This window comes from Acrocarpospora sp. B8E8 (genome assembly GCF_039871605.1).
In the GTDB taxonomy this organism is placed as follows: Bacteria; Actinomycetota; Actinomycetes; order Streptosporangiales; family Streptosporangiaceae; genus Acrocarpospora; species Acrocarpospora macrocephala.
On the sequence record NZ_JBDPLV010000002.1, the window covers coordinates 196314 to 217120 of the forward strand.

Here is a 20807-nt window from a genome sequence, read left to right on the forward strand (position 1 = left end):
GTGCGCCGATCACGTCACTGTGATTCGTGTCAAGCCCGCGAGCATGCCACCGCTGTTGAGCCGAGCGATCACATTGTTACTACGCGACCAGAACGGGGTCAATGGTTCCGTCACCCTTACCCGATCGGTACGCAGGGGAATATTCATGTCACTCTGGGTTAAATCCGCAGTACAACGTCACATAGGGCCGATTTTGGTCACGAATCGGCAGACTTCTGTTGACAAAAATCAAAAGTGGTATCTATTGTCACGAAATGTGTAGGACATGTGCGGTTACGCCAACAAAACATCCGATGTATCCGTGGTGAAGGAACGCACCTCGATCATGTCCCCGTCTTCTGGAAGGTTCGGTCCGGTCCCTTCCACCGTCGCGCCGAGACGGTGGGCTCGAGGGAATGCCACCCCGGCCCGACTTTTCCGGATGACCCGTCTCCGGTCCTCTCGCGTCCGGGCGCGGTGGGTTCCTCCATCGCGTCCGGACGCGGATACGACACGATCGCCGCTGGTTCCCGGTCAGGAGTCCGGATCGCGGTCCGGCCAGGCAACCCTTCGCTCGATTTCCCGAAGACAGTCCCTCCCCCGCTCACGACTGCCCGTTTTGTGGTGTTTCCGTCGGCCCCGAGGAGTGCCCGGTCAGCCCGAAGGCCATAGCCAGGTGCCGCATGAATCCTCCCCCGTTTCAGGCGTGGGCGAGCTGCTCGGCCGGCCGCGGCGCGATCGGCGTGAACGTGCCGAGCTGAACCGACTGCGGCAGACCCCCGGACACCCCCACGGGCGTGACGACGGCCGGCAGATCGAGGAAGTTCACCAGGATGACTCGGTGAAATCCTCCACGAACCGGCGCTGGCCGGAGCTACGTGGCCACGCCCATCTCGGAGATCGCCAAGGAGGCGGGCGTCGCCGTCCAGACCGTCTACAAGGTGTTCGGCACCAAGGACGCGATCCTGCTGGCCCTGCTGGACGTGTTCGAGGCCGAGGCCCGCGAGATCAGCAGCGTCTTCGACTTCGCCGCGCCCGCCGATCCGGCCGAGCAGCTGCGCCTGGTCGCCGCCTACCATCGCGCGCTGTTCGACCGGGGCCAGGACTCCTGGACGTGTTCCGCGCGGCCGCGCACGGCGAGCTCGCGGCCATGTGGGAGGAGGGCGGCCGCCGCCGCCAGGCGCTGTCCCAGCCCGGCGGCCTGGAACCGGTCAGATCCAGAAGGTGTCGTGGCGGAAGTAGAACTCGGTGAGTTCTTCCTCGCTGGGGCGGCCGATGGCGGCGAATTCGGCGAGGCCTTCGAAGTAGCCTTCGCGGGGGGCGCCGGGGGCGAAGTGCAGCAGCATGGAGGCGGGTGCGCCGGACTCGTTGCGGAAGCCGTGGATTCCGCCTTCGGGGACGTGGACGTAATCGCCAGGGCCGGTGTCGATCCAGCCGGTGCCGTCGAAGATGCGTACGGTGCCGGTGAGGACGTAGAAGGACTCGCTGATCGAGCGGTGAAAGTGCGGCGCGGGGCCGGTCGGATGGGGGCCCATCTCCCACCGGTAGAGGCCGAACTTGCCGTTGGTGGTGGCGCCGGTGGCGAGGTAGTGGGCGGCGCTGCCGGAGCCGTGGTCGATGTCGGGCCGCTGTCCGTCGGGGCGGTAGGTGGCGTTGATCTCGCCGCCGTCGCCGAGGTAAACCGGATCCGGATAGGTCACGACTCTCATCCCCCTTCGTGTCGATCTTCTCCATTGTGCCTGGACGCCCGCGGGCCGGGTGGCGGGCGGCCGGGAATTGTCGGTGGGGGTCGCTATCGTCTCGGGTCATGCGCCCGGGTGAAGTGAATCGGCTGACCGTTGAGGAGGCCGCGGACCGTTATGTGGAGCTGGTCCGCGCCAAGATGGTGACCGGCGCCCTGTCCGCGGGCACCGGCGAGGTGTACGCGCGGGATGTGGCCACATTCGTGCGGCTCTGCGGCCCGGGCAGGATCCTGGACGATCTGTCGGGCGAGGATGTGGACGCGATCCTGCTGGCCTTCGCCCGCAAACCCGACGAACGCCGGTCGGCCGCGGGCGCGGAGGCGGCGCAGAGCGCGTCGTCGCAGGCGAGGTTCCGGCGGTCGGTGTCGGCGATGTTCAAGCACGCGGCGCTGGCGGGCTGGGTGCAGCTGAATCCGATGCCGTCGGCGACGGTGGTGGCGCGCGAGCGGGGCGGGCTGCGTCCCGAACGGCGGGCCCTCACCAAGGAGCAGGCCGAGGGTCTGATCGGGGCGGCCCGCTCCCCCGCCGCGCCGGCCCGGCCGCGCCGCCGCGACCAGCGGACCGACCTGCGTGACGCGCTCATCGTGCTGCTCCTGACGACGCTGGGGCCGCGGGTGTCGGAGCTGGTGCGCGCCAACGTCGAGGACTTCTACACCAACGACGGCGTCCGCTACTGGCGCATCTTCGGCAAGGGCGGCCGGACCCGCGACGTGCCACTCCCCCGCGACGTCGCCGCCGCCCTCGCCGCCTACCTGCACGCGCGCCCGCCCGTCCCCGACAAGGCGCTGCTGCTGTCCTGGCGCGGGAAACGCCTGGCCAGGGGCGACGTCCAGGCGGTCATCGATCGCGTGCAGGAGCGGGTGGACCCCGACCGCCGCCGTACGGTCACCCCACACGGGCTCCGCCACACCACCGCCACCCACCTGCTGGCCGACGGCACCGACATGGACGCGGTCCGCCGCGTCCTGGGGCACAGCGACCTCAGCACCCTCGGCCGCTACCGCGACGAACTGCCAGGCGAACTGGAGGTCGCGATGCGCGCGCACCCGCTGCTCCGTCCCACCCGCCCAGGCTCGCCTGACGGCCTGCCGGGACGGCCGCCCACCGGTCCGGCCGATCTCGCGGGCCGGGAGGATGCGCCCGGCTCCCACCGCGACCAGGGCTGACGACACGCCGCTCCCCCGCGATCGCCTACCGGCGATCCACGCGCGGGCCGGAAAGATCCGTGGCCTCCCGGACGGCTCCCCACTCGGGTCGGCGCCACCAGGGAAAAGTAGCTCTGCGTGACAATGATGACGGTGTGTGATTTGCCGGTGGGGCCGATGCTCAGCTCAGGCGGGCTCGCAGAAAGCGGAATTCGTTGCCTTCGTGGTCGGCCAGGACGTGCCAGGGCTCCTCGCTGGTCTGGCCGATGTCGGCCGGGCGCGCCCCGAGCTTCAGGAATCGATCACCAGCTCGGAAATGCGACAAGCCATGATCGGCACCCTAACTCAGGGTGACGCTCCGTAGCGGGTGGCGATCGCGGTGGCGCGGTCGCGCAGGGAGTTGCGCAACCACTGCGGGGTCAGGGCTTCCGCGTTCGTGGTGAGCTGCCACAGCGCCCATTCGGCGTGTCTCGGATCTTGGAAGGTCACCTCCAGCCGCAGCCAGCCGTCTGAGTCGGCTTCTTCGGCGCGGACGGCCAGCGCGGTGCCCACCAGGTCCTCCCGCCGCGCCGGGTCCACCCGTACCAGCACGGTGACTTGGTCGCCGCCGGTCCGAAACCGCGTGCTGCGTTCCTGCCAGGCCCGGTCCAGATCGACCCGGTCTGGTCGCTGTGCGGGTTCGGCGAGTTCCTTGGCGGCCAAGACCCGGGACAGCCGGTAGGTGCGGTCCGCGCCAGACCTCGTGGCCAGCAAGTAGCCCCGGTCGCGTATGGTGACCAGGCCGATCGGGTCCACCGTGCGCCACTTCGGGGTCTGGTCCACAGCCGCGTAGTGGATGCGCAGCTTGTGTCCGGCGAACACCGCGCGCAGGACCTCGGCCGCCACGGTGTCAGGCACCTCCTCAGCGACCAGCCGACGCGAGAGGAGGTCGGTCTCCGGGTCGATGAGCAATCGCTCGGCCGCGCCGGCCGCGGTGTCCCGATAGCTTTCGGGTAGCGCGTCGACCACCTTGAGCATCGCCGAAGCGAGCGCCGAGCCGAGGCCGAATGCCTGCGCGCCGCGCCGCGATCCGGCGACCAGCAGGGCAAGGGCCTCGTCGTGGTTCAGTCCGGTGAGTTCGGTCCGGAAGCCCGGCAACAACGCGAAACCACCGTGCCGGCCGCGTTCGGCGTAGACCGGGACGCCAGCTGCCGACAGCGCCTCGATGTCGCGCAGCACGGTGCGGGTGGACACCTCCAGCTCGCGGGCCAGCGCGGCCGCGGACAGCCGACCGTGCTGCCGCAACAGCAGCACCAGCGAGACCAACCGGTCAGCGCGCATACGAAAACCCTACAGAAATACATGACACAGGATGTCGTGATTTGCCAGGAGGCTTATCACCACGACGAAAAGACGGTGGCTACCGAGCCGATGGACATACGCAATGCCGACGAATCGAATGGAGCTGATGTGGCAATGGAGCGAACGGCGGTCAACCCGTGGGCGTGGTCGGTGGAGATGGGGTACAACCAGGGTGAGATCGTCTCCGGGCACACCCGGACCCTCTACTGTGCCGGGCAGACCGCGATGAGCGGCGACGGCAAGCCCGAGCATGCCGGTGACATGGCGGCGCAGTTGGCGCTGAGCCTCGACAACCTGGAGGCCGTGCTCGGCGAGGCCGGCATGTCCCTCGCGAACCTCGTCCGGCTCAACGTCTACACCACCGACGTCGATCGGCTCTTCGAGCACTACGGCGTGCTGGCGTCGCGATTGGGCGCCGCCGGGGTGGCACCGTCCACCACGATGCTCGGGGTGGCACGGCTGGCGATCCCCGACCTGATGGTCGAGCTTGAGGGGACCGCCGTCGCGTGATGCGACCCCGCCGCCTCCGGCAGGGCTGCCGGAGGCGGCACGAGTAGGAGACAGGTGGGTGATTTCCGGTGCTCACGATGGTGACAATCGGCGTCTATGGCTTCGACGGCGAGTCCTTCCTGCAACGACTGCGGCACGCGGACGTTCGCCTGCTGCTCGACGTACGCCAGCGCCGCGGTGTCCGCGGACCCGAGTACGCCTGGGCGAACTCGCACCGGCTGCAGGCGGCCCTCGCCCATGCCCGGATCGCCTACGAGCACCATCCCGAGCTCGCCCCAACCACCGAGTTACGCCGGCTCCAGTACGCCGAGGATGACCGCCAAGGAGTCGGCAAGCGCTCGCGCCGCGAACTCGCTGCCGAGTACATCCGCCGCTACACCACCGAGATCCTCGACCGCGCCGACCTCGCACCGATCGTGTCGGAGCTGCCGAGCAGTGGGACCGCAGCGCTGCTCTGTGTCGAGCGCGACTCCGAGGCCTGCCACCGCTCGTTGATCGCCCAGCGGCTGACCGAGCGGCACCGTGTCACGATCGAGCACCTGCGCCCGTTGTGACGCGTGAATTCCTAGGGTCCGCGGCAGCGGTGATTGCCCGCCCCTGGTGACGCCGACCCGGGTGGGGAGCCCGGACGGCCGGTGGCCGGGCATAGCGGCTGATGTGGCTGTCTAGCGTGGGCGCAATACGAGGCTATAGCGATGGGAGCCGGCCGTCTGGGCCACGTGGTCGTTCCGATCGGGTGTGCGCACGGCGTCGAGGATGTACGGTTCTATGGGCTCCTCCACGAAAGCTATCCTGACTTCGCGTACAGTAGCTGGATTTGATCGCTCGAGTGAGTCTCCCCCGGGAAACCTGACCGCCGGCTCTGACCGGCCGGCAAACGGCGGGGTTTCCGGTTTCACATCGCGGAAACTCCCCTGTAACAGCAGTTACCCAGGATGGCAGACATGATCAGGGCCATCCTCTTCGACCTGGACGAGACCCTCTTCGACCACCGCACGGCCGTCGCCGCCGCGGTGACCTCGTGGACGGCGGAGCTCTCCCCCTGCCACCCGCTCCTCGCCGAAGGCCCCGCCCTGTGGCTGCGCCTGGAGGACAAGCACCTGCCCGCCTGGCACCAGGGCGAATGCTCCTTCGGCGAGCAGCGCCGCCGGCGCCTGCGCGACTACTGCGACCAGCTCGGCCTGCCCGTCCCCGCCGACCTCGACGAGGCCTACGGCCGGTTCCTGCTCCGCTACGAAGCCGCCTGGCAGGCCTTCCCCGACGCCTACCCCGTCATGGACGCCCTGTCCGGCACCGGGCTGACCCTCGGCGTGCTCACCAACGGCCAGCCCGTTCAGCAGGAGGCCAAACTCCGGCGGCTCGGCCTGCTCGACCGCCTCGACCCGGTCCTGACCCCCGACTTCCTCGGCGGCCACTTCAAACCCTCCCCCCGCTGCTACCTGGCCGCCGCCGCCAAACTCGGCCTCGACCCCCACCAGGTCGCCCTGGTCGGCGACAACCTCAACCTCGACGCCGTCGGCCCCACCCGGGTCGGCATGCACGGCATCTGGCTCGACCGGTACGGCACCAGCCCGCCCCCGCCCGGCATCCCCGCCATCCGCACCCTCACCGAGCTGCCCGCCCTGCTCACCCCTGCTGATTTCGCAGTGGCACATCACGGATGATCGGCCACGTCAGCGCCAGCCCGAGCAGGAACACCCCCAGCCCGACCCCCAGCGTCACCGGCAGGCCCGGCGGCAGATCCACATCGAAGCCGAACAGGCGGGTCGCGATGGGGATCCGCAGCTCGGTGCCGGTCGCCCCCGCGGCCACCAGCACCAGCGCCACCCCCACCGGGATCGTCAGCAGCCCGCCGCCCTGCCAGCGGTAGAAGCCCGCGCCGATCAGCGCGCCCGCCGCCGCCCACACCAGGTACTCGATCGTGTACTCGGTGAAGATCAGCGCGGCCTGGGAGGTGGACGCGAACAGATGGGGCCGGTTGAGCCCCTGCGGCCAGCCCGCCAGCGCGTGCAGGCCGTTCTCCAGCAGGTAACCGGCCGTCATCAGCGCCGCCACGCACGGCGCGAACAGCGCGATCGTGATCGCCGCCTGGCCGCCGAACTGGCGGCGCGTCTGCCCGTGCGCGATGTACATCGGCAGGTACTCGCGCACCAGCGTCACCCCGGTGAACAGCACATACCAGCGGGGCAGCTGGCCGGCCGGCTCCCACACGCTGCCGCTCACCTCGTTGAAGACGGAGATCCCCAGCGTGATCAGCGCGACCACGACGAGATAGCTCGCCCACAGCAGGGCGGCGAACAGCAGGTTGGCCGCGAGCAGCCGGGTCGGGAACCTCATCGGGGGCCTCCGGTCAGGTGGACGAACAGGTCCTGCATGGCGATCGGGCCCAGCTCCAGGCCCGCCGCCACGGCCTTACGCCGCCGCTCCTCGTCGAGCACGCCGTACACCATCGCCGATTTCGTCGCCCCCAGCTGGCGGCTGCCGAGCACGGTCAGCCCCGCCGTGAACGCGTCCACCGGCGCGGCCGCGCCGGTCACGGCGGTGCCGCGCGCCAGCAGCGCCTGCGCCTCCTCGTGCACCACCACCCGGCCCGCGTCGATGATCACGACCTCCTCGAACAGCGGGCTCACCTCCTCGATGAGATGGCTGGACATGATGATCGTCCGCGGCCGGGCCATGTAGTCAGCCAGCAGCACGTCGTAGAACGCCTGCCGGGACGGCGCGTCCATGCCCAGATACGACTCGTCGAACATGGTCAGCGGCGCCCGCCCGGCCAGCCCGATGATCACCCCCAGCGCCGACCGCTGCCCCTTGGACATGGTCTTCACCGTCATCTTGCGGGTCAGCGCGAACCGCTCCAGCAGGTGGTCGGCGAACTCGGCGTCCCAGTCGCGGCGCAGCCACTCGGCGAAGAACAGCGCGTCCTCGACCGTGCCGATGTCGGTGGTCTCCCCCGCGTCGCGGATCAGGCTGATCCGGGAGGTGACCGGCGCGTGCTCGAAGACCGGCGCCCCGTCCACCCGGACCACGCCCTCGGACTCGCGGCGGAAGCCCGCCAGCACCGACAGCAGGCTCGTCTTGCCCGACCCGTTGCGGCCCAGCAGGCCGTAGATCTTGTGCTCGCCCAGGGACAGGGTGATGCCGTCCAGCGCGGTCGTCTCGCCGTAACGCAGGACCAGATCCCGCACCTCGATCCTCATCGCGACCCCAGTTCGTTGATCCGGCCCACGACCTCGCCGAGCGGGATGCCGATCGCCTTGGCCTCGGCCACCATCGGATCCACCACCTCCGCGAAGAAACTCTCCCGGCGGGCGGCCCGCAGGCTCTCCCGGGCGTCCGGGCTGACGAACATGCCGATACCTCGCTTCTTGTACAGGACGCCTTCGTCCACGAGCTGCTGGAACGCCTTGGCCGCGGTGGCCGGATTGATCCGGTAGAAGGCCGCGTACTGGTTGGTGGACATGACCTGCTCGTCGCCCTTCAGCGTCTCGCTCAGCACATCGGCCTTGATGCGGTCGGCGATCTGCCGGTAGATCGGGCTCCGGTCATCGAACACGCTGGATCGCCCGCCTCATTGGTTCATTACTCTACTAATGAACCATAGAAGTTCTGCCGGACCGCCGTCAACGCACCGCAGCCGCCAGCGAACGCGCCCGATCCGAACGCGTCAGCGCGTCCGTGCTGTCCGCGAACTGATCCACCGTCCCCACCAGCGGCAACTCCCGCACCCGCGGATCCGACACCGCCCCCATCAGCGCCTCGGCGAACCGCATCCCCCCGATCACCCGGAACGGCCGCGCGAAGAACGGCCGCACCGACCCCTCCACCGGCTCCGCCAGCCCCAGCCGGTTCTGCACCGACGCCACCCGCCGGTACGCCACGCACAGATGCTCCTCCCGCGCCCGCCAATCCCCCGCCCGCAACGCCGCGCTCAGCGCCTCCCCCAGCTCCGCCGACCCGCTCAACCGTTTGAACGCGCTCCCCAGCCACTTCCCGTACGGCGGATACCTGCGCCGCATCAGCAGCGACAACCGCATCAGATCCCGCACCAGCCGACCCGCCGCCAGCAACGACCCCAGCTCATCCCCCACCTCGGCCGCCCGCCCCGGGAACGCCTCCTCCTGCGCGATCCGCACCCACTGACACGCCAGCACATACCGCCACACATCCGGCGGATACCAGCGCAACCCCGCCCGCGCCGCCGCCAGCTCCCCCAGGCCGTCATGAAAGACCTCACCCGAGGTCAGCTCCGCCAGGCGCTGCCACGGCGCCGACCGCCAATCCTCCACCGTGATCTCACCCCGCGGGTCGAAGCCCAGCTGGCAGCGCGCCCACGGCCCGAACTCCGCCACCTCCACGCCCGGCCGTACCGGATGACGATCGGAGCCGAACGCCGTCGGATAGCCGCCGAACTCCGCCGGAAGCCGGGACCACACCTGCTCCCGTACGCCCTCCACCATCCCCGGCGCCACGAACACCAGCACCCGGGGACCCCAATCATGATCAGCCGACCGGGCCGTGTCGAAACCCAGCACCTCCGAACCCGGCCCGATCAGCGCCGCCCCATGCGCCACCCCGCCCAGCAGCGGCCCCACAACCTCGCGATAGAACGCCCTCGACAGCTCAAGACCCGGAACGAAACTGGACATCATGCACCAACTGTGCCTCGTCCCCTTCGCCCGCTCACCTGGTTTTCCCCGGCGTCAACCGGTCAGAGAATCGCCGACGGCGTGTAAGCCGCCGCCTCCGGACGCGCCGCGACGACCGCCTCGACCCGGGCCACCACCGCCGCCACCTGCGCCTCGGCCGACCCCGTGAACGACAGCCGGTCAGCCAGCAACGCCTCCAGCGCCGCCCGGTCCAGCGGGAACCGCGGATCACCCGCCAGCCGGTCCAGGACGTCGTTGCCCGTACCGTCGACCCGCATCGCCAGCGCCGCCGCCACCGCGTGCTCCTTGATCAGCTCATGCGCCGACTCCCGGCCCAGACCCGCCCGCACCGCCGCCATCAACATCTTCGTCGTCGCCAGGAACGGCAGGTACCGGTCCAGCTCCGCCTCGATCACCGCAGGGAAAGCCCCGAAATCATCCAAGATCGTCAACATCGTCTCGACCAGGCCGTCGAACGCGAAGAACGCGTCCGGCAACGCCACCCGGCGCACCACCGAACACGACACATCCCCCTCGTTCCACTGATCCCCCGCCAGTTCCCCGGCCATCGACGCATACCCCCGCAGGACCACCATCAGGCCGTTCACCCGCTCGCTGGAGCGCGTGTTCATCTTGTGCGGCATCGCCGACGAACCGACCTGACCCTCCCGGAACCCCTCGGTCACCAGCTCATGCCCGGCCATCAACCGGATCGTCTTCGCCAGTGACGACGGCGCCGCCGCCAGCTGCACCAGCGCCGTCAGCACCTCATAGTCCAGCGAACGCGGATACACCTGGCCCACGCTCACGAACCGCTCCGCGAACCCCAGATGCGCCGCCACCCGATCCTCCAGCTCGGCCAGCCGATCCGCGCCCAGCAGATCCAGCATGTCCTGCGCCGTCCCGACCGGGCCCTTCACCCCGCGCAGCGGATAGCGGGCGATCAACTCCTCCAGCCGCGCGTACGCCACCAGCAGCTCATCGGCCGCCGACGCGAAACGTTTGCCCAGCGTCGTCGCCTGCGCCGCCACATTGTGCGAACGGCCCGCCATGACCACGCCCGCGTACCCGGCCGACAGCCGCCCCAGCCGGGCCAGCATCGCCACCATCCGGTCCCGCACCAGCAGCAGGCTGTCGCGGATCTGCAACTGCTCCACGTTCTCGGTCAGATCCCGCGACGTCATGCCCTTGTGCACCTGCTCGTGCCCCGCCAGCGCGCTGAACTCCTCGATCCGCGCCTTCACATCGTGCAGGGTCACCCGCTCCCGCGCCGCGATCGACGCCAGATCCACCTGATCGACGACCTTCTCGTACGCGGCGATCGCGTCGGCCGGCACCGCCACCCCGAGATCGGCCTGCGCCTTCAGCACGGCCACCCACAGGCGGCGCTCCAGCACCACCTTGTGTTCGGGAGACCACAACCGAGCCAGGTCGGCGGAGGCGTAACGAGCGGCCAGGACATTGGGAATACGCGGCTTGGTCACGTTGCCCCAGCCTATCGCCGCTCCCCGCGACTCGCATCGCCGCCTCGTCCTAGCTGAGGGTTTCGCTTGCTGGGCTGCGATTTTTCACCCAGCCACCTGCTTTACAAAGTAGATCAATAAGGCAGAACAGAAGGCCGCGCGACCGATGGTCACGCGGCCTTCTTCCCGGGTCAGCGGGAGGGGGTGAGCGCCTCCTCCTCGTACACCTTCACGTCCTCGATCTCATGCTTGCCGCCCGGCTTGCGCCGCAGCCGCTCCTTCGTCCGCTCGACCATCGTGTACAGGGTCGGCACCAGGACCAGCGTCAGCAACGTCGAGGAGACCAGACCGCCGATCACCACGATCGCCAGCGCCTGCGAGATGAACCCGCCCGACCCGGTCAGGCCGATCGCCATCGGCGTCAGCGCGCCGATGGTCGCCAGCGCGGTCATCAGGATCGGGCGAACCCGGCGGCGGCCGCCCTCCATGACCGCCTCGACCACGCCCAGGCCCTGCTCGCGGTACTGGTTGATCAGGTCGATCAGGACGATCGCGTTCGTCACCACGATGCCGATCAGCATCAGCATGCCGATCAGCGCGGGCACGCCGAGCGCGGTGTCGGTGGCCAGCAGCAGCCCGATCGCCCCGGTCGCGGCGAACGGGATCGACACCAGCAGAATCAGCGGTTGCACGAAGCTGCGGAACGTCGCCACCATGATCATGAAGACGATGGCGATCGCCAGCAGCATGGCCAGCCCGAGGTCGGCGAAGGCCTCCTCCTGGTCGGCGCTCGCCCCGCCGATCTGGTAGCTCACCCCGGCGGGCAGCGTGACGCCCTTCATCTTCTCCGTGACCGTCGCCGTGATCGCGCCCAGGTCGCTGGCCTCGGCGGTGCCCGAGACGGTCGCGGTGCGCTCGCCGTCCAGACGGCTGATCTGGGTCGGGCCGCCGGCCTTCTCGACCTCGGCCACCGTCGACAGCTTCACCGGCCCGGTGGCGGTGGGCAGCGTGAGGTCCCGCACCTCGGTCAGCGTCGCCGGGGCGTCACCCGTGCGCAGCACGATGTCGCTGGACCGGCCGTCCAGGTCGATCGACCCGACCGGCGCGCCCCGGAACGCCTGCGCCACCAGCTGGCCGATCCCGGCCTCGGTGAGGCCGTGGGACGCCGCCTTCTCCCGGTCGACGTGCACTTCGATCCGCTCGGCGGAATCCTCCAGGTTGGAGGCGACATCCCGCAGCCCGGGCGTGCCCGCCAGCGCGCCGGCCACCGTGGTCGCCGCGGTCTTCAGCTCGGCGTTGTCGGCGCCCTGCAGGATGACCTGCAGCTGGTCGGAGCTGAACCCGCCGCCGCCCCCGCCGATCACGACCTCGCCGGCGCCCAGCGCCGACAGCCGCTCCCGCAGCTTCTCCTCCAGCACCGGGGTGTCGACGTCGTCGGCCAGCGTCACCGAATACGACGCCCGGTCCGCGCTGCCGCCCGCGCCGCCCATGAACTGGCCGCCGCCGCCCACGTTCACCTGGTAGGAGGCGATCTCCGGCGTCGCCGCCAGGACGGCCTCCACCTTGGCGGCGGCCGCGTCGGTGGTCTCCAGGTTGGTGCCGACCGGCATGCGCTGGGTGATCTGGATGGTGTCCTGGCCGGAGGAGTCCAGGAAGTTCGTCCTCAGGTTGGGCACCAGCGCCATCGTCCCGGCGAACACCGCGAACCCGATCAGCAGCGTGATCCACCGCCGCCGGGTCGCGAACCGCAGCACCGGCAGGTACATGCGCTGCAGCGGCGAGCGCAGCTCCTTGCGCTCGGCCTCCTCCCGCACGGCCTGCGCCTGTTCCGGCGAGATCTTCGGCGCCTTCAGGAACCAGTAGGCCAGCACCGGGATCACCGTCAGCGACACCAGCAGCGAGGCCAGCAGCGCCACCGTGACCGTGATCGCGAACGGGCTGAACAACTGCCCGACCATGCCGCCCACGAACGCGATCGGCAGGAACACCGCCACCGTGGTCAGCGTCGAGGCCGTCACCGCCCCGGCGACCTCGCGCACCGAGGAGAGGATCGCCGACCGCTTCTCCTCGCCGTACCCGAGATGGCGCTTGATGTTCTCCAGGACCACGATCGAGTCGTCCACCACCCGGCCGACCGCGATCGTCAGCGCGCCCAGGGTCAGCAGGTTCAGCGAGTAGTCCCCTGCCCACAGGGCGATCAGCGCGATCACCACCGACAGCGGGATCGACACGGCGGTCACGATCGTCGACCGGATCGACAGCAGGAACACCAGGATGATCAGAACCGCGAACGTCAGGCCCAGCAGGCCCTCCGTGGTCAGGTCCTCGATCGAGCGCTCCACATACGGCGCCTGGTCGAACACCACGGTCAGCTCCGCGCTGTCGCCCAGATCCCGGACCAGCTGCGGCATCAGCGCCCGCACGTCATGCGAGATCTGCACCGCGTTGCCGTCCGGCGTCATCGTGATCGACACGCCCAGGCTCGGCTTGCCGTTGGTCCGCGTGAGCGTCGAGGCGTCCCCGTCCTTGACCTCGATGTCCGCGACCGAGCCCAGCGTGACCGGCTTGGGCGGCTTGGGCACCGCCACCGGCCGCGCCCCGGCCGCGCTTCCCGCCGCACCCGGCCGCGCCGGCTGCCCGCCGGCCGCCTGAGCCGGTACGGCGGGAGCCAGATACAGCCCCTTCAGATCCTCCACGCCCTCGATCCGGTCCCCGATCTGGACCGTGAGGTTCTTGCCCTCCTCGACCAGCGCCCCGGCCGGAATCGCGACACCGTTGGCGCGCAGCAGATCCGGGATCACCGCCGGGGACAGCCCCAGCCTGGCCAGCTCCTTGCTGTCCGGGGTGATCACAACCTGCTTCTCGCGGGCCCCGGTGACCTCGGCCTCCCGCACCCCCGCCACGCCCTGCACGGCCGGGACCATGATCCGCTCCAGCCGGTCCAGGGTGCCCTGCTGGTCACCGCCGTCGCTGACCGCGATGACCATGACCGGGATGTCGTCGGTGTTGCCCGCCAGCACCTGCGGATCCACGTTCGCCGGGAGCTGCGCCTCGATCCGGGAGATCGACTGCTGCATCTTGCCGATGGCCTCGTCGATGTCGGTGCCGAACTCGAAGGCGACCTGGATCTGGGCCATGCCCTCCCGGGACGTCGAGTTGATCTCGGTGACGCCCGCGACGCCCTGGAAGCTGTTCTCGACCGGCTTGGTCACCTGTTCCTCGACGATGTCGGGAGAGGCGCCCGGGTAGGCGGCGATGACGAACGCCCCCGGGAACTCCAGGGAGGGGAAAAGCTGTTGTTTCAGCGACGGGATGGCGAACGCGCCAAAAGCACTCAGCACCACCGCAATCATGATGACGAGACTGCGGTTGGCGAGGCTCAGCCTGGCCAGGGACGTCATGGGGGCGGGACTCCTCAGGATGACGCGGGAATGTTCGCCCAACCCTAACACTTCGCCTTGTACGAATATTTAACGTCGCCTGGCTTTCCTGATAACCTTCTCAGGTTGCGAGAGGTGAGCGTGAGCGACGAGACAGGCACGAGACCGGACCTGACCCCCGGTGACGACGTCAGCGGTTACGTCAACGACCCCGATGACTTCGGTCTTTCCGCAAAGGAAGCGGAAGAACGACGGTCACTGCTGGAGAGTCTCGGCGAGACCCAGCATGGCATGGGCCGCTTCCTGGCCCGGGACCGCTCCCTCCCCCTGTTGGCCTCCAATCTCACGATGCAGCAGCTCAAGGTCGTCATGTCCCTGTCGTTCCTCGGCTCGGCCTCCGGCCAGGACCTGGCCCGCGAGCTCGGCATCGGCCTGGGCACCGTCACCGGAATCGTCGACCGCGTCGTCGCCCAGGGCCTGGCCACCCGCCACGAGGACCCCGCCGACCGCCGCGTCCGCCGCGTCGAACTCACCCCCGTCGGCCGCGACCTCACCGCCCAGATCCTCGACGCCGGCAACGCCACCTGGCGCGACCTCCTGGCCCACCTCGACCTGACGACGCTGCGCGACCTCGACCGCGTCATGCGCCGCGTCCTGGACGTCCTGTCCACCCTCCACCCCGCCTGCCCCCGCGACTGACCCGGCGCCCGCCGGGTCACCCCTGCGGGTCCGCGACCTCCGCGACCGGTACGCCGTCAAGCTCGTAGCCTTTCCAGCGGGACGTGTCGAGCGTGAGGATCTGGCCTCGCCACCGCCGTGCCAGCATCACCGTGTGCGCGTCCGGCCAGCGCGCCTCCTCGCCCAGCCTGCCCAGGACCCGGCCGAGCTCCAGCGCGTCGTCGAAATCGGCCAGCGACCCGTACGAACCGTGTTCCAGGCGCGCGATCCCGCGCACCGCCGGCAGGAATCCGGATGGTTCACCCAGTTCGGCGGCCACCGACGACACCACCAGCGCGGGCACCACGACCCGGATTCGCTGGGACGTGAGTCCGAACAGCATCGTGATCAGATCCCCGTCCCCGCGGGCGACCTCGGACACCACCGAGGCGTCCAGGACGTAGGAGGCCTCAGACATCCACGGCCACCGACCCGCCGCCGCGCCGGTTCAGCAGGTGCGCCGTCATGCGCTCAACGCGCGCGCTTCGGGCCGGGTCGGCCCGGACGGCCTCCACCGCGGCCAAAACCGCCGCGTCGGCGGCCTGGTCCGCCTCAGCGCGGGTGGCCAGCGCCGCGTTGATCACCGCACTCACCGACTTGGCCCGGCCCGCGTCCACCTCCGCCTGCGCGTACGCGAACAGGTACTCGTCGATCGTCACCGACACCGCTCTCGTCGTCATGCGATAACTATACGATGATCACCTGATGGGGAACGGCGTACGCCCTGAGCGGCTTCTGGGCGGGCGGCAGCCATAGGCGGGCACGGCCCGCTCACCGGGACGCGACCCGTGTGCTCGTGTGAATGCCGGGGGCCTCCGGCGCACTGCGCAACGGAGCTCCATGAAGGAGATATGGCGTTCAAGGCCGGCCGACGACGAACGCTCCCGCGCCATGGCGCGTCCGGACACATCGATTCCTCCCAGGGCGGGGTGACGCCGGCGAACGACGCCGGGGCCGTACTCACGTGGATCGGCGCGTCCAGACGGCATGCGGATCACGATCGGGGCGGAAACCCTGAGCCTCGACCATGGCCGCGGCCTGGCTGAATCCGTGTCCCACCGCCATGGGCGCGTGGGCGTCGCTGCCGAAGGACACCGCCGAACCGCCCGCCTCGCGCCACCAGCCGACGACCCGCGGGTGGAGCGGCACCCTGGTGTTCACCTCCAAGACCCTGCCGCTACTCGCCAGCGCGCCGAGCACCTCCCGCAGTTCCGCCTCGAACAGGCTCGGCCGGTAGTGCCCCGACCAGTAGCGGATCGGGTAGTCGATGTGCGCCAGGACCGTGAACGGGCTGGCTGATTCCACCAGCGTGAGGACCTCGGCAAGGTACTCCCGATGGATCTCCTCCTGGGGCCGGGCATCGAAAAGGACATCGACCGGAAGGCCGCCTTCCAGGGCGTGCACCGAGCCGAGAACCCGATCGAAGTGACCGGCTGCCAGCAGGGCGTCAACCCGGCCGGGATGACGGTGAGGCTCGCTCAGCTCCACGCCGGACACAATGCGCAGAGCCGGAAACAGGTCCCGGCACCTTCGCACGGCCTCCAGATATCCCGCGACGTCGAGATCGGGCGCCTGAAGGGTTCCGTCCGGACGGAGCCACGGGCGGATGTGTTCCGGCAGTATTCCCGCCGTGCCCGCTGGAATCGTCCACCGCGTGAGATCCGCGTGTTCGGTGAAGGCGATCGAGGGCAGGCCAAGCTCGATCGCCTTCCGGCAGGACGCCTCCATCGAGCCGGTGACGGTATCCCATGACCATTCGATGTGGACATGCCCGTCGGGTGGCATCATCTTGTCTCCTCAGAGCGCGGCCCGGGCCATTCACGTTCGAACCGGCTGATCGCGGCAGCGATCGAGTCTAAACCGCGGGGTGGCACAGCTCCCCGGAACTCTTCCTACCCGGTCCGCCGGTCAGGCGGCGGCCTCGCGGGCAGCCCGGGAATGCCCGCCCCTGTTGTCAGTGGCCGGCGGCGAGCTGACCGGCCAGGGCGTCGTGCAGTCTGGCGCTGGGCTGGTTGAGGCCGACGATGGCGACCTTCTTGCCGCGGGCGGCGTATTTGGTTTCGACAGCGTCCAGGGCGGCGACGGAGGAGGCGTCCCAGATGTGGGCGTCGGACAGATCGATGATCACGTCGTCCGGGTCGCCGGCATAGTCGAATTGGCAGACTCGGTCGTTGCTGGAGGCGAGGCAGAACGGCTGCATAGGAGCGGCCAGGGGCGAGTTCGCCCAGATCAGCGCCACGACCGCGGCACGCGCATATCTCCAGCCTTGGGACCTTGACCTTCCAGCGTTCTGGAAGGTTTACCGTGATGGGGCAGGCACAACTCGCAGCTCGGAAGGAGGCCACGCGATGGAGTTGACGGTGGTGGCGGTGCCGGACTGCCCGAACTCGCCGGTGCTGGAGGAACGGCTGGCTCAGGCGCTGGCCGAGACCGGCGCCGCGGCAAGGGCCTCGATCACACACCGCACGGTGAGCGATGCTGAGCAGGCCGAGCGCTGGCAGATGCGCGGCTCGCCGACGCTGCCGGTCGATGGCCGCGACCCGTTCGCCGGCCCTGCGGTGCCGACCGGTCTGGCCTGCCGGATGTATCGCGACGAGAAGGGTCGCCTGGAGGGCGCGCCGTCGGTGGCGGCGCTGTGCCGGGTGCTGGGTCAGGTGCCGGACGGCGGCGCAAGGTAGGTGCGTCCTCGGCGTAACCGCCGACCAGGGCCAGCGCGAAACCGCGCGGCATGCTCGCGAACCCGGGTGTGCCGGCGTTCAGCCGCCCAACAGGAGCGGAACGGTGAGCGCGATCAGCACGGTGATCGTCCACAAGGCAGGCGCGGAGCCAAGGGTCTGCAGCCGCCCCTGCTCTGCCCGGTCCTCCTCAAGCCGGTTGCGGCTGATCCACCAAGGGCTCACCCGGCTCTCCAGCCGGTAGTAGACGATTCCCAGCGCCGCCCCGTAGGCCAGATGCCCGATGAGGGACGGGAACGCCGCGGCCATGGCGGGCGCGTTCCAGCCGGGAGGGGCGCCGAGCAGTAACGGGAGGAGCGTCAGCCCGCCCAGCATCCACCACAGGAATCCGTAGCTGACTCCCCAGCCGAGTGCCGAGGCGGGGTCGAAGGAGCGACCCTGAAACAGCAGGGCGTAGGAGATCCCGATGATCTGAGCGATGAGTAGATGGATGAGCAGCCCGACGCCGGTGGAGTCGCCGCCGACGAGGCGGGCGATGATCGGGAGCAGTCCGAGCGGGAGCATGATCAGTGTGAAGGCCAGCCCGCCCACCAGCCCGGCCAGAGCGCCGTGGCCCATCGCGCGCAGACTCCGTGGCCCCGCGCCCTCCTGGCGCAGCAGGCGGATGTTGTCGGTGAACAGAGCTCGGCGAAGGCCGCTCGTCCAGGTGACGGCGCCCAGGGCGGCCGCGCCGCCGAGCAGGTACGCGGGCAGGGCACCGGCGGCGGCCTTGGCGAAGGCCGGCGCCCAGCCGAGTTCCCCGTCGGCGATCAGCGGCCGCAGGGTCAGCTCGACCGCGAGCCAGGCCATGAACCCGTAGGCCACTCCGCGGATCATCGCGGGACCGAGGCCTTCCCGCCGGCGGATCCGGGGACCGGCGAGCAGGAGCGCCGCGAGGGCCAGCGCGGTCACCACGCCGTAGAGGAGATGGCCGACCAGGCTCGGGAACAGCGCCTGCGCCGAACCCAGATCCCAGGCCACCGGCCGCGCGAGCAGCAGCGGGAGAATGGTCAGCGGCCCGAGGAACCACCACAAGGCCCCGTAGACCAGCCCCCACAGCAGCGTCTGCCCGGCCCGCGGGTCCTGTCCGTTCATCAGCAGCCCGAACAAGGCTCCGATCACCGCGGCGATCACCATGTGCACGGCGAAGCCGGCCACGCTCGACTCCGCCCGGACGATCGAGCCCACCGTCTCCAGCATTCCGAGCCGTGCCATCGCCGCCCCGAACGCCACTCCTCCGGCCAGGCCGGCCAGCGCGCCCCGGGCGATCACATTCGCTCCTTGGCCGGCCGGGACATGGTGACCGTGATATCGCGGGGGAAGGCGAGATCGAGCAGCCAGTCGAACAGCACCCTGAGCCGTTTCTCCAGCCCGGGCAGCTTGGCCAGATAGATTCCGCGCCACAGCAGCCAGGCGGCCAGGCCGGAAAACCTGCGCCCCCGGATCTCGGCGCATGCCGTACGGTGGCCCAGCGCGACGAGCGTTCCCCGCGTCCGGAACCGGAACGGCGAGGCAGCGTGTCCGGCGGTCACGGCGGCGATGTTGTCGGCCACCGTGCGCCCTTCCCTGAGAGCGTGCTGGGCGGTCGGCGGCTGGGCGGAGCCGTCCTCGGCGGGGATCTGCGCGCAGTCGCCGACGGCCCACACTCCCTCCGCCCCGGCGACCTTGAGGCAGCCGTTGGTGACGACGGTCCCGCCCCGGCCCATCGCGATCGGCAGGCGCTGGACCAGCGGGCTGGGCCGGTTGCCCGCCGTCCACACCAAGGTCCGGGTGCCGATCACCGTGCCGTCCGCCAGCCGCACGGCCTGCGCGTCAGCCGACGCCACCCGCGTGCCGAGGCGGAACTCGACCCCTCGCGCCTGGAGCCGGTCCAGCGCGTAGGCGCCGAGCTCCGCCGACAACTCGGGCAGGATACGCATCCCCGGATGCGCGAGCACGAAGCGCGGCTCGCCGGGATCCAGCCCGGGATAGAAGTGCAGAACCCCGTGGACCAGGTCGAACAACTCCGCGACGGCCTCGGTCCCGGCGAACCCGCCCCCGGCGACGACGAAGGTGAGCAGCTCCGCCCTGTGGCCCTTGTCCGGCTCGGCGTCGGCCTGCTCCAGCAGCCCCAGAACGTGCTCGCGCAGCACGGTGGCGGCACCGAGGCTCTTGAGGGTGAAGGCGTGCTCGGCGACACCGGGAAGATCGAAGAAGTGCGGCACGGCGCCGACCGCGAGCACCAGGTGATCGTAGGGCAGCACCGCCCCCCGGGCAGTACGCACCAGCCGTTGCTCCAGGTCGACCGTCTCGGCACGGTCTTTGACGAAGCGGGTCCGCGGGCACGCGGCGCGCACCGGCACGCTGATGTGCTGCGCCTCCAGCGCACCCCCGGCGACTTCGGCCAGCATCGGCGTGAAGAGCAGGTAGTTGGAGTCGCTGAGGATCGTCACGTCGAACGGGCGGCCCCGCGCGGCGTGATCCTCCAGCCTCTGCGCCGCGGCCACACCGGCGAAGCCGCCGCCCACCACGACCACGCGCCTGCCCACCGGCTCCTGGACCGGCGCGGAGACGCGGACCAGAGCCGACAGCCCATACAGCAGCACCCCCATCAGCGCCCCATGGAGCGAGTCGGCTACCAGAGCACGGTAACCGTCCGCGGCGGCCCGGGCCGACCAGGTGGGCAGCCGGCCATGCAGCAGCGGCTCCACGGTCAGGGTCCACCCCACCCAGGCCAGCAGCCCGACCAGCAGCCCGGCCGCGATCATCGGGGCCGGACGGCGCTGCCTCGCGACGGCGCCCAGCGCCGCGCCGGTGACCGTGGCGTAGACGCCGAACATCAGCCACCCGGGTGCCATGGGCGCGGCCCGCATCATGCCCGAGTAGGCGGCGACGGGCCCGACGACCAGGCCTGCCAGCAGGCCGGAGGCCGCTCCCGCAGCGATCACTCCCCGACGGGATCGACCCAGTCCGTCCATGCGCGCTCCTCAGTGCGGCTCCCCGTAGAGCATCGCGGCCGGAGTGGCTCCGTGCCATTACGAAACGCGAACGTCCGCTCCGACGTCACCGTCCCCCAGGCGGCCAGCGCGGCGGCGCGCAGGCGCGGGTTGGGCTCGTGGCGCGCGGCGGACCAGATCAGAAGGCGGCATCGGCAAAGGAATCGGCGTAGTCCCCGAACGTAATCGAGC

21 protein-coding genes and 1 pseudogene are annotated in these 20807 nt (G+C 70.1%); 6 read left to right on the plus strand and 16 right to left on the minus strand.

What is annotated here, in order from left to right; genetic code table 11:
- Positions 1-679: 679 nt before the first annotated feature.
- On the minus strand, positions 680-808 hold the full coding sequence (locus tag ABGB08_RS03670; protein WP_347586209.1) for a hypothetical protein: 129 nt from the start codon (positions 806-808) through the stop codon (positions 680-682).
- Between the two features lie 382 nt (positions 809-1190).
- Positions 1191-1679 (minus strand): cupin domain-containing protein, encoded by a 489-nt coding sequence (locus ABGB08_RS03675; protein WP_347586211.1) that lies wholly within the window; start codon positions 1677-1679, stop codon positions 1191-1193.
- Positions 1680-1786: 107 nt separating this feature from the next.
- Here ABGB08_RS03675 and ABGB08_RS03680 point away from each other — a divergent pair, with 107 nt between their 5' ends.
- On the plus strand, positions 1787-2887 hold the full coding sequence (locus tag ABGB08_RS03680; RefSeq protein WP_347586213.1) for a tyrosine-type recombinase/integrase: 1101 nt from the start codon (positions 1787-1789) through the stop codon (positions 2885-2887).
- Between the two features lie 160 nt (positions 2888-3047).
- Here ABGB08_RS03680 and ABGB08_RS03685 read toward each other — a convergent pair.
- Together ABGB08_RS03685 and ABGB08_RS03690 are read right to left on the minus strand one after the other, a co-directional pair.
- Positions 3048-3170: pseudogene (locus ABGB08_RS03685) on the minus strand (VOC family protein); the annotation flags it as partial.
- Positions 3171-3211: 41 nt separating this feature from the next.
- Positions 3212-4186, minus strand: coding sequence for a WYL domain-containing protein (locus ABGB08_RS03690; protein ID WP_347586215.1), 975 nt, complete (start codon positions 4184-4186; stop codon positions 3212-3214).
- 135 nt (positions 4187-4321) lie between these two features.
- Here ABGB08_RS03690 and ABGB08_RS03695 point away from each other — a divergent pair, with 135 nt between their 5' ends.
- From ABGB08_RS03695 to ABGB08_RS03705, 3 genes are all read left to right on the plus strand, one after another.
- Complete coding sequence (locus ABGB08_RS03695; RefSeq protein WP_347586435.1) at positions 4322-4717, plus strand: RidA family protein; 396 nt, start codon at positions 4322-4324, stop codon at positions 4715-4717.
- 77 nt (positions 4718-4794) lie between these two features.
- Positions 4795-5271, plus strand: coding sequence for a DUF488 domain-containing protein (locus tag ABGB08_RS03700; protein ID WP_347586217.1), 477 nt, complete (start codon positions 4795-4797; stop codon positions 5269-5271).
- Positions 5272-5661: 390 nt separating this feature from the next.
- Positions 5662-6381 carry an HAD family hydrolase gene (locus ABGB08_RS03705; RefSeq protein WP_347586219.1) on the plus strand — a complete coding sequence of 240 codons (720 nt, stop codon included), beginning with the start codon at positions 5662-5664 and terminating at the stop codon, positions 6379-6381.
- Here the strand turns inward: ABGB08_RS03705 and ABGB08_RS03710 are convergent.
- The 6 genes from ABGB08_RS03710 to ABGB08_RS03735 form a co-directional block, all read right to left on the minus strand.
- Positions 6344-7054 carry a hypothetical protein gene (locus tag ABGB08_RS03710; RefSeq protein ID WP_347586221.1) on the minus strand — a complete coding sequence of 237 codons (711 nt, stop codon included), beginning with the start codon at positions 7052-7054 and terminating at the stop codon, positions 6344-6346. The two genes, ABGB08_RS03705 and ABGB08_RS03710, sit on opposite strands and share 38 nt — an antisense overlap.
- Positions 7051-7917 (minus strand): ABC transporter ATP-binding protein, encoded by an 867-nt coding sequence (locus ABGB08_RS03715; RefSeq protein WP_347586223.1) that lies wholly within the window; start codon positions 7915-7917, stop codon positions 7051-7053. The genes ABGB08_RS03710 and ABGB08_RS03715 overlap by 4 nt, the downstream gene beginning before the upstream one ends.
- A complete protein-coding gene (locus ABGB08_RS03720) occupies positions 7914-8273 on the minus strand; it encodes a GntR family transcriptional regulator (RefSeq protein ID WP_155350479.1) in 360 nt (119 codons plus the stop codon). Before ABGB08_RS03720 ends, ABGB08_RS03715 begins: the two co-directional genes overlap by 4 nt.
- Before the next feature lie 67 nt (positions 8274-8340).
- Positions 8341-9369: a DUF4037 domain-containing protein gene (locus tag ABGB08_RS03725; RefSeq protein ID WP_218041190.1), complete on the minus strand. Its 1029-nt coding sequence runs from the start codon at positions 9367-9369 to the stop codon at positions 8341-8343.
- Positions 9370-9428: 59 nt separating this feature from the next.
- Positions 9429-10850: an adenylosuccinate lyase gene (gene purB / locus ABGB08_RS03730; protein ID WP_347586226.1), complete on the minus strand. Its 1422-nt coding sequence runs from the start codon at positions 10848-10850 to the stop codon at positions 9429-9431.
- Between the two features lie 170 nt (positions 10851-11020).
- Positions 11021-14230, minus strand: a complete 3210-nt coding sequence (locus ABGB08_RS03735; protein ID WP_347586228.1) for an efflux RND transporter permease subunit — start codon at positions 14228-14230, stop codon at positions 11021-11023.
- Between the two features lie 120 nt (positions 14231-14350).
- Between ABGB08_RS03735 and ABGB08_RS03740 the strand changes: the two genes are divergently transcribed.
- Positions 14351-14908 carry a MarR family transcriptional regulator gene (locus ABGB08_RS03740; RefSeq protein ID WP_347586230.1) on the plus strand — a complete coding sequence of 186 codons (558 nt, stop codon included), beginning with the start codon at positions 14351-14353 and terminating at the stop codon, positions 14906-14908.
- Between the two features lie 16 nt (positions 14909-14924).
- Here the strand turns inward: ABGB08_RS03740 and ABGB08_RS03745 are convergent, their stop codons facing one another.
- From ABGB08_RS03745 to ABGB08_RS03760, 4 genes are all read right to left on the minus strand, one after another.
- On the minus strand, positions 14925-15344 hold the full coding sequence (locus ABGB08_RS03745) for a hypothetical protein (RefSeq protein ID WP_347586233.1): 420 nt from the start codon (positions 15342-15344) through the stop codon (positions 14925-14927).
- Positions 15337-15606, minus strand: a complete 270-nt coding sequence (locus tag ABGB08_RS03750) for a type II toxin-antitoxin system ParD family antitoxin (RefSeq protein WP_347586235.1) — start codon at positions 15604-15606, stop codon at positions 15337-15339. The genes ABGB08_RS03745 and ABGB08_RS03750 overlap by 8 nt, the downstream gene beginning before the upstream one ends.
- Before the next feature lie 280 nt (positions 15607-15886).
- Positions 15887-16714, minus strand: a complete 828-nt coding sequence (locus ABGB08_RS03755; RefSeq protein ID WP_347586237.1) for a PHP domain-containing protein — start codon at positions 16712-16714, stop codon at positions 15887-15889.
- Between the two features lie 166 nt (positions 16715-16880).
- Positions 16881-17165 (minus strand): sodium-independent anion transporter, encoded by a 285-nt coding sequence (locus tag ABGB08_RS03760; RefSeq protein ID WP_347586239.1) that lies wholly within the window; start codon positions 17163-17165, stop codon positions 16881-16883.
- Positions 17166-17274: 109 nt separating this feature from the next.
- Here ABGB08_RS03760 and ABGB08_RS03765 point away from each other — a divergent pair, with 109 nt between their 5' ends.
- Entirely contained in the window at positions 17275-17604 is a 330-nt protein-coding gene (locus tag ABGB08_RS03765; protein WP_347586241.1) for a thioredoxin family protein, read from the plus strand.
- Positions 17605-17682: 78 nt separating this feature from the next.
- On the opposite strand, the gene ABGB08_RS03770 is transcribed toward ABGB08_RS03765, so the two are convergent.
- Together ABGB08_RS03770 and ABGB08_RS03775 are read right to left on the minus strand one after the other, a co-directional pair.
- The gene (locus tag ABGB08_RS03770; RefSeq protein ID WP_347586243.1) at positions 17683-18912 is read right to left on the minus strand and encodes a hypothetical protein; all 1230 of its coding nucleotides are present in this window, start codon (positions 18910-18912) and stop codon (positions 17683-17685) included.
- Complete coding sequence (locus tag ABGB08_RS03775) at positions 18909-20597, minus strand: NAD(P)/FAD-dependent oxidoreductase (protein WP_347586245.1); 1689 nt, start codon at positions 20595-20597, stop codon at positions 18909-18911. Before ABGB08_RS03775 ends, ABGB08_RS03770 begins: the two co-directional genes overlap by 4 nt.
- Positions 20598-20807 lie beyond the last annotated feature (210 nt).